Origin of the sequence: Streptomyces albidochromogenes (assembly GCF_005981925.1) — a bacterium.
Classification (GTDB): domain Bacteria; phylum Actinomycetota; class Actinomycetes; order Streptomycetales; family Streptomycetaceae; genus Streptomyces; species Streptomyces albidochromogenes.
This window is the reverse complement of sequence record NZ_VBVX01000277.1, coordinates 1-8,419: the sequence shown is the minus strand read 5'-3', so window position 1 is coordinate 8,419 and position 8,419 is coordinate 1. Positions and strand designations below refer to the sequence as shown.

6 protein-coding genes are annotated in these 8,419 nt (G+C 72.8%); 3 read left to right on the top strand and 3 right to left on the bottom strand.

Annotation, left to right across the window (positions count from 1 at the left end; translation table 11 throughout):
- Positions 1-80 precede the first annotated feature (80 nt).
- From E2E34_RS27105 to E2E34_RS27095, 3 genes are all read right to left on the bottom strand, one after another.
- Positions 81-1,409 carry an ABC transporter substrate-binding protein gene (locus tag E2E34_RS27105; protein ID WP_425573330.1) on the bottom strand — a complete coding sequence of 443 codons (1,329 nt, stop codon included), beginning with the start codon at positions 1,407-1,409 and terminating at the stop codon, positions 81-83.
- 37 nt (positions 1,410-1,446) lie between these two features.
- On the bottom strand, positions 1,447-3,114 hold the full coding sequence (locus E2E34_RS27100; RefSeq protein ID WP_138904537.1) for a glycoside hydrolase family 13 protein: 1,668 nt from the start codon (positions 3,112-3,114) through the stop codon (positions 1,447-1,449).
- Positions 3,115-3,330: 216 nt separating this feature from the next.
- The gene (locus E2E34_RS27095; RefSeq protein WP_138904536.1) at positions 3,331-4,608 is read right to left on the bottom strand and encodes an ABC transporter substrate-binding protein; all 1,278 of its coding nucleotides are present in this window, start codon (positions 4,606-4,608) and stop codon (positions 3,331-3,333) included.
- Between the two features lie 192 nt (positions 4,609-4,800).
- On the opposite strand from E2E34_RS27095, the gene E2E34_RS27090 reads away from it, so the two are divergent.
- The 3 genes from E2E34_RS27090 to E2E34_RS27080 form a co-directional block, all read left to right on the top strand.
- Positions 4,801-5,307 (top strand): PadR family transcriptional regulator, encoded by a 507-nt coding sequence (locus tag E2E34_RS27090; protein ID WP_138904535.1) that lies wholly within the window; start codon positions 4,801-4,803, stop codon positions 5,305-5,307.
- Positions 5,304-6,131: an ABC transporter ATP-binding protein gene (locus tag E2E34_RS27085; protein WP_138904534.1), complete on the top strand. Its 828-nt coding sequence runs from the start codon at positions 5,304-5,306 to the stop codon at positions 6,129-6,131. Before E2E34_RS27090 ends, E2E34_RS27085 begins: the two co-directional genes overlap by 4 nt.
- Positions 6,132-6,136: 5 nt before the next feature.
- Positions 6,137-8,419: FtsX-like permease family protein (locus E2E34_RS27080; RefSeq protein ID WP_138904533.1), on the top strand; the 2,283-nt coding region annotated here is incomplete at its 3' end.

Sequence of the window (8,419 nt, the reverse complement as noted above, 5' to 3'; positions counted from 1 at the left end):
GCGGAGGGCGGCGCACCGGCCGGGGAGGGCCGGGCGGTGGTACGGGAGGGGCTCGTGAGGGCGGTCATGGCTGTTCGCCCTCAGTTCTTGAAGGCCTTGGCCGCCGCGGCTTCGAGCGCGGCGGCGGTGCCCTTCGGGTCGGCCGGGTCGCGCAGGAAGTCCTGGAGGATCTTCCACTCCCCCATGCCCTTGGTGCCGCCGAAGGCCGCCGGGGCCTGGTCCGACATGTCGAAGCGGACCGTGTCGCCGGCGTCGACGAGCGACTTGGCGATGGTGCGCGCGGTGTCGTCGCCGTAGGCGGCGGGGTCGGCCTTCTTGTTCGGCGAGAGGAAGCCGCCCTCGGCGGCCCAGACCTCGGCCGCCTCGGGGGTGGCGAGGTAGTCCATGAGCGCCATGGCGGCCTTGCGGTTGCGGCCGTCCTTCAGGACCACCGCGGCGTCGCCGCCGCTGACCACCGGCGCCTTGCCGCCGTCCACGGCGGGGAAGGGGAAGAAGGCCGCGTCCTCGCCGACCTTCCTGCCGTGCTCCTCCTTGGCTATGGAGCCGACGAAGTCGCCCTCGAAGACCATCGCGGCCTCGGGTTCGGCGCCGAAGACCTGGCCGACGGAGCTGGGGAAGTCGGTGCTGAGCGCGCCGGACCTGCCGCCCGCGACCAAGTCCTTGTCGGAGAACAGCTCGCCGAGCGTGGTGAGGGCCTTGACGACGCTCGGGTCGGTCCACGGCAGCTTGTGGGCGGCGAGCCGGTCGTACTTCTCGGGGCCGGCCTGGGAGAGGTAGATGTTCTCGAACCAGTCGGTGAGCGTCCAGCCGTCCTCGCCGGCGACGGCGAAGGCGGGCAGTCCGGAGTCGGCTACCGTGGCGGAGCTCTTGAGCATCTCGGCGTACGTCTTCGGCGGCTTGACGCCCGCCTGGTCGAGGGCGTCCGGGCTGTACCAGACCGTCGACTTGTGGGCGGCCTTGAAGTAGAGGCCGTAGAAGTCGCCGTCGACGGTGCCGTAGTTCTTCCAGACCGGCGCGAAGTTGTCGGTGACGGTCTGCTCGGTCTTCTCGCCCAGCGGCTGGAGCCAGCCCTTGCGCGCGAACTGCTGCAGCACGCCCACCTGCGGCACCATCACCACGTCGGGGGCGTTGCCGCCCTCGATCTTGCTGCCGACGACGGTGGAGACGTTGTCGCCGGTGGAGATGAACTCGACCTTCGCGCCGGTCTTCTCGGAGAAGGCGTCGAGCACCTTGCGGAAGTTCTTCTGCTCGGTGCCGGACCACACTCCGGCGACGACCACCTTGCTGCCGTCGAGCTTTCCGCCGCCGCTGCCGGCGGGGGCGATGTCACCGCCGCCGCACGCGGTCGCGCCGAGCGCGAGGGCGAGCGCCGAGGAGCAGGCGGCCACGGTCCGTCGTTGCAGTCTCATCATGGCTGTTCCTTCCGAAGGGGTGGGGAGAACGGGGTCACAGGGCGGCGCTGTCGCTGATCCACCAGGCGGCGGTGGATCCGGGCAGTACGCCGTCGGCACAGGGGCCGCTGGCCAGCAGCGGGGTGCCGGCGACCGGGGCCGGCACCGGGCCGGTGCCGAAGTTGACGGCGCACACCAGCCCGTCGCCCCGGACGAAGGCGAGCACCTCGGGCGGGCTCTCCAGCCAGCGCAGGCCGTCCTCCGCGAACTGCGGCAGACCGCGCCGCAGTTGGAGGCCGTCGCGGTAGAGGTGCCAGAAGGAGCGAGTGTCGGCGAGCGCCCGGTCGGTCGCGTGCTCGGCGAACCATTCGGGCTGCGGCAGCCACGGCCTGGCCCCCTCCGTGCCGGAGGTGAAACCGAACGGGGAGGCGTGCCCGGACCACGGCAGCGGGACCCGGCAGCCGTCACGGATGCGCTTGCGGCTGCCCGTACGGCGGAATATCGGGTCGGTGAGGACGTCGTCCGGAAGGTCCACGACCTCGGGCAGGCCGAGCTCCTCGCCCTGGTAGATGTACGCCGATCCCGGCAGCGCCATCATCAGCAGCGCGGCGGCCCTGGCGCGCGCCGAGCCGAGGCCGCTGCCCCCGGTGCCGGACTCGCCGTAGCGGGTGACGGTGCGTACCTGGTCGTGGTTGTTGAGGACCCAGGTCACGGTGGAGCCGGTGCCCGCGATGTCCTGCATGGCTCCGGAGATGATCTTCTGGAACGCGTCGGCGTCCCAGGGGGCGCCGAGCAGGTCGAAGAAGAACGCCTGGTGCAGCTCGTCGGGGCGTACGTACAGGGCGTGCTCGCGGGGGGTGGGCACGGAGACCTCGCCCACCAGCAGCCGCTCCCGGCCGTCCTGGGCGGCGTACTCCTCGCAGACCGCGCGCCAGTGGCGCCACACGTCGTGCACCTCGGGCTGGTTCCAGGCGAGCGGGTTGACGGAGTCGCGGGTCCGCTCGTCGGCCTCGGGGTCCGGGGAGTCGGGGAGTGCGGGGTGCTTGAAGAGGCCCGCCGCGACGTCGATGCGGAAGCCGTCGACGCCCCGGTCCAGCCAGAAGCGCAGGACGTGCTCGAAGTGGGCGCCGACCTCCGGGTTGCGCCAGTTCAGGTCGGGCTGCTCGGGGGTGAACATGTGGAGGTACCACTGGCCGGGAGTGCCGTCCTCCTCGACGACGCGCGACCAGGCGGGGCCGCCGAACATCGCCCGCCAGTTGTTGGGCGGCTCCTCGCCGTCCGGGCCCCTGCCGTCGGCGAAGTGGAAGCGGGCGCGGGCCGCGCTGCCGGGGCCGGCGGCCAGTGCCTCGCGGAACCAGACGTGCTCGCTGGAGCAGTGGTTGGGGACGATGTCCAGCAGCACCTTGACGCCGAGCCGCCGGGCGGCGGCGACGAGCAGGTCGAACTCGGCGAGGTCGCCGAAGACCGGGTCGACATCGCAGTAGTCGGCGACGTCGTAGCCGTGGTCGTGCTGCGGCGAGGGGTAGAACGGGCTCAGCCAGATGCCGTCGACGCCGAGCTTCTTGAGGTACGGCAGGCCCGCCCGTACGCCGGCCAGGTCACCGATGCCGTCGCCGGTGCTGTCCAGGAAGCTGCGGACGTACACCTGGTAGATCACCGCGTCCCGCCACCAGTGGTGCGCGACGCGAAGGGGGAGGCCGTTGTCGGCCGGGGCAGTGAGCATCACCCGTTGACCTGTTCCTACTTGTGCGAGCGGGAGCGCCCAGACGTTCCGCGCGGCCGCCCCCCGTTATGCATGCATGTTAAGTAGGTGTGACGAGAGGGTGTCAACGATGAGGCAGAAAGCTGCCTGGAGTTACGTAGGAATGTCCCGATAGTTGTGAGGGCTCAGATACCTAACATGTAACCAAGAAGAGGCCGGACGGGCACCCGGAAGACATCAGCCTCTGCGCGCGACGGCCCGCAGTTCGCGCGCCAGCCGGTCGACGGCCCGCTCCGGGCTCTGGCGCATCGCCAGCGCGTCGTACGCCACGGCCTGCACGGCCAGGCTCACCTGGTCGTAGCGCGGGCTCTTGGGCCGGGGCTCCGCCGCGAGCAGGCTCCGGCGCAGCGTCGGCAGGTACGGGTAGGCGCGCACGAGCTGCGGATCGGTGTACAGGGCGGACCGCACCGGCGGCAGCGAGCCCTCGGTGAGCACCTTGCGCTGCACGGGCTCGCTGGTCAGGTACGCCATCAGGTCGGCGGCTGACTCGCGGTGCCGCGAGTGGGCGCTGACGGCGAGGTTCGAGCCGCCCAGCACGCTCGCCCCGGCGCCGTCGGGCCCCGGCAGCGGGGTGACGCCGAACTTGCCGGCGACCTCGGAGTCCTTGCCGTCGGCCCCGGAGTACACGTACGGCCAGTTGCGCAGGAAGAGCAAGCGGCCGTCCTGGAACGCCTGCCGCGACTCCTCCTCCTTGAAGCGCAGCGCCTCCTGCGGGATCCAGCCGTCCCGCACCCCTCGGGCCAGGAAGCCCAGCCCGGCGCGGGCGGCGGCGGAGTCCACGGTGACGCGTTCGCCGTCGTCGCGGAGGAACGATCCGCCCGCCGAGTGCACCGCCTCGGTGACATTCACGGCCAGCCCCTCGTACGGCAGGAACTGTCCGGCGTACCCGTCGATTCCGTACTTCGGCGCGATCGTCCTTGCCTGCCGCTCCAGGTCCGCCCAGGTGCGCGGCGGCTGTTCGCCCTCGCGCCGCAGGATGTCCTTGCGGTAGTACAGCAATCCGGCATTCGTGACATAGGGGACTGCGTACAGCCGCCCGTCGAAGGTCGCGGTGTCGACCACCGGCGGCAGGAAGGAGCCGAGCGGGAAGCGGTCGCGCTCGACGGGGGCGATCCACCCGGCGGCCGCGAACTCGGAGGTCCAGGCGACGTCGATGTTCAGCACGTCGAACCGGCCCCTGCCGGCCCGCAGTTCGGTGATCATCTGCGCCCGGGTCTCGTCGGCCGAGTCCGGCAGCTCGACGAGGGTGACCTTCTCGTCCGGATGTGTCCGGTTCCAGCCGTCCAGCAGTGGACCGAGGTAGCCGGTGAGGTCACCGGCCGTGGCCAGGGTCATCGGCCCGCGCCCGTCGCCGCCGCCCGGCGGCCCTTCGGCGCGCGCGCCACCGCCCGCGTAACCGGCCAGGACGACGGCGACGGCCAGGAGCCCCCTGGTGGCGGCTCGTATCCACCGCATAGGTTCGCTCCTTGGGCACCGGCGTCATTCGTCCTCGAGTGGCGTCAGGGGCCATGTATACCCGTTAGGCATGGGCGATACTAGAGCCCGAACGACGACACCAGGGCGATACGGGCCACACTCCGACGGCGGTCGGTCCGGCCGCGACGAGCAGGTACGGATCACGTACGGAACGGGGAGGAGAGAGCACGCGTGCGCCTGCCCCTTCTGGCCCTCCTCGCCCGTGGACCGGCCCACGGATACGAGCTCAAGCAGGGGCTTGAGCAACTCCTCGGCTCCGCGTACCCTCAGCCGAACGTCGGCCAGATCTACGTCACGCTCGGCCGGCTGGAGAAGTCCGGCCTGATCGAGGGCGAGGAGATCGCCCAGTCGAACCGGCCGAACAAGAAGATCTACCGGCTGACCGACGCCGGGCGGGAAGCACTGCATGTCTGGTTCGAGGACCCGACCGACGAGCCGCGCGTACGGGACGAGTTCTTCATGAAGCTCGCCCTCGCCCCGGCCTCCGGCATGGCCGACCAGATCACTCTCATCAACAAACAGCGGCGTCAGTACCTCAACACCCTGCGGGATCTGTCGAAACTCGCCGCCGCCGAGGACCGGGACAACCGGATCTCCCAGCTGCTGATCGAGGGCGCGATGCTGCATCTGCAGGCCGACCTCGACTGGCTGGAACGCTGTCAGGAGGAGCTGGAATGAGCGACGCAGCACGTTCTTCCGTCGTGCCCTCTTCCGGCGCCGCCTCCTCTGACGCCCCTTCCGCCGGTGCCTCCGATGCCGCTGCCGCGCCCCCCGTCCTGCGCGCCGAAGGGCTCGTGAAGACCTACCGGGGCGAAGGCGCCCCGGCCCACGCCGTACGCGGCGTCGACCTCGTCGTCCGGCCGGGCGAGTTCGTCGCGATCACCGGCCCGTCCGGCGCGGGGAAGTCCACGCTGCTGCACCTGCTCGGCGGCCTCCAGCGGCCCGACAGCGGCAGCATCTGGCTGGACGGCACGCGGGTCGACGGCCACAGCGAGGCCGGCTGGGCGGTCCTGCGCCGCCGCCGTATCGGCGTCGTCTTCCAGTTCTTCAACCTGGTGTCGAACCTGACGGTCGCCGACAACATCGAGCTCCCCGCCCTGCTCGCCGGGAGCAACGCGCGACAGGCCCGCGCCGAGCGCCACAGGCTTCTGACCGAGCTCGGCCTCGAAGGCAAGGAGCGCAGCATGCCGGGCGAGCTGTCCGGCGGCGAACAGCAGCGGGTCGCCCTGGCGCGCGCCTTGGTCAACCACCCCGGCCTGCTGCTCGCCGACGAGCCGACCGGCAGCCTGGACAGCAAGGGCACCCGCGAGGTGATGCGGCTGCTCTCCCGCTTCCACCAGCGTGGCCAGGCCATCCTGCTGGTCACCCACGACCACCGGCTGGCCAGCGCGGCGGACCGGGTCATCAGCTTCTTCGACGGGCGCGTGGCGGACGACGCCGTGCTCGGCGCGAAGACGGGCGGCGGCCGGGGCGTCGCCGGTGTCCTCGAACTGAAGGACTGACAGCGGTGCGGGCCACTTTGCGCTGGGCACACGCCGACCTGCGCACCCATCGCGGCGAGGCGCTGTTCATCGTGCTCGCGACCGCCGGGATCATCGTCTCGCTGCTGCTGGCCGGCGCGCTGCTGAGTTACGCCGCGAATCCCTGGCAGCGCGTGTTCAACGAGTCGCGCGGCGCCCATGTGTGGATCCACACCAGCCCCTCCGCCGACGCCGCGGGACTGTCCCGCCTCGACGGGGTCGACGCGCTGTCCGGCCCGTACCGCACCGCCCGTACGACCGTGCGGTCCCAGGGCGCCGAGGCCGCCGTCGAACTGCGCGGCGCCGCCGCCGAACGGCCGCGGACCGGCCGTCCGCTGATCACTTCGGGGCGCTGGCTCGACCCGGGCGCGGCAGGCGGCATCGTGCTGGAGAGCAGTCTCGCCCGCGCGCTGTGGGCCGGCCCCGGGGACACGCTCGCGGTGCCCGGCGCCGACGGGTCGGACGTACGCCGCCTCACTGTCCTCGGCGTCGCGGACAGCGCCGAGTCGCCGTACCGTCCGGGCGACCGGCCGGGCACCGGGTGGGTGCTGCCCGGCGAACCGGCGCTCACCGGCGCGCCGCTGGACCGTACGGGCCAGGTCGTCGGGGTGCGGCTCGACCAGCCGGACGACACGGACTTCGCCGTGCAGCGGGCGGTCACCGCGCTGGGCGCGGGGGAGGTCACCGAGGTCTCCCACTGGCACCAGGCGCGCGCCGAGGCGCAGAGCGACAGCAGGCTCCTCGGCCTGCTCCTGGGCGTCTTCGGCCTCGGCGCGCTGCTGGCGGCCGCGCTGGCGGTGACCGGCGCGATCAGTACCCGGGTCCGCGGTCATCTGCGGGACATCGCCGTCCTGAAAGCGATCGGCTTCACGCCCGGGCAGGTGGTACGCATCTTCCTCGTCCAGCACCTCGCCTTCGCCCTGACCGGTGTCGTGCTGGGGACGGCGCTGGTGGAGACGCTGGGCGCCCGGACGCCGGGCCGGATCGGCGAGGCGGTCGGGGTGTGGCGGGACCTGCCCGCGCACACAGCCGTCCTCCTGTCGCTGCCGGCCGCCACCCTCCTCTTCATCGGCGCGGCGACCGGCCTCGCCGCGTGGCGGGCGGGGCGCGTCCCCGCCGTGCCGGCGCTGCGGTCCGCCGACCCGGCGGGCGGCCGGATGCCGGCGGTGGCCCGGCGGGCCCTCGGGCTCGGCGTCCCGCCCGCGGCGGTCCTGGGCTGGCACGCCGCGTTCGGCCGCCGCAGCCGCTCGCTGTCCTCGGTCGCCCGGCTGGCCCTGCCGATCCTGCTGATCACGGTCGCGCTGAGCGCGTGGTCGACGCTGGACAGCCTCCAGGGCCGGGCGTCGCAGAGCGGTCCGGCGGCCGCGCTCACGGCCCGCGCGGCGGAGGGTACGAGGGATCACGAGGTACGGGCCGTGCTGGACGCGGACCCGGGGGTCTCCGCGGCCCACCCGGGCGTGGAGGTCGCGGCGCTGGTCCCGGGCCAGACCGGCACGATCGCCCTGCGCGGCCTGGGCTCCCGGACGGCCCCGTACCCCTTCTCCCCGGTGGAGGGCCGGGCGCCGCACGGCCCCGACGAGGCGGTCGCGGGCCAGGGTCTGCTCGACCTCCTCGACATCCGGGTCGGCGACTGGGTGCGGATGACGGTGGGCGGGCGGCCGCAGATCCTGCACATCGTCGGCCGGGTGATCGAACCGGAGAACGCCGGCCGGGTCGTCACCACCGACCTCGACACGCTCCGCGAACGCGACCCCTCGCTCGCCCCGGCCTTCTACCAGCTCCGGCTGCGGCCGGGTGCCGACGCGAAGGCGGTGAGCACGCGACTCGCGGGCGCGCTGGACGGCCGACTGGACGTCGCACGGGCGGCGGGCCCGGCCGACGGACTGGCTCCGGCTCGGGCCGTGGTCATGGGACTGGTCGCGGTACTGGCCCTGATCGGCCTGACCGAGCTGCTCACCATGATCGGGGCGCGCGTACGTGAGCGCGAGCGGGACCTGCCGGCCCTCAAGGCGATGGGCCTGACCCCGCGCCAGGTCACGTCGATGATCGTGACCTCGGCCGCCCTGACGGCGCTGGCCGCCGCGGTGGCCGGCACGGCGTTCGGAGTGCTGCTGGCCGGCCGGCTGATCGACGCGCAGGGCAGATCGAGCGGCGTGGGCGCGGGCATCGCCCATGCGCCTCCCGCCCTCGTGCTGCTGGCGGTGGTGACGGCGGCGGTCCTCGGAGCGACCACGGCCGCGACCCTCCCCGCGACCCGGGCAACCCGCCAC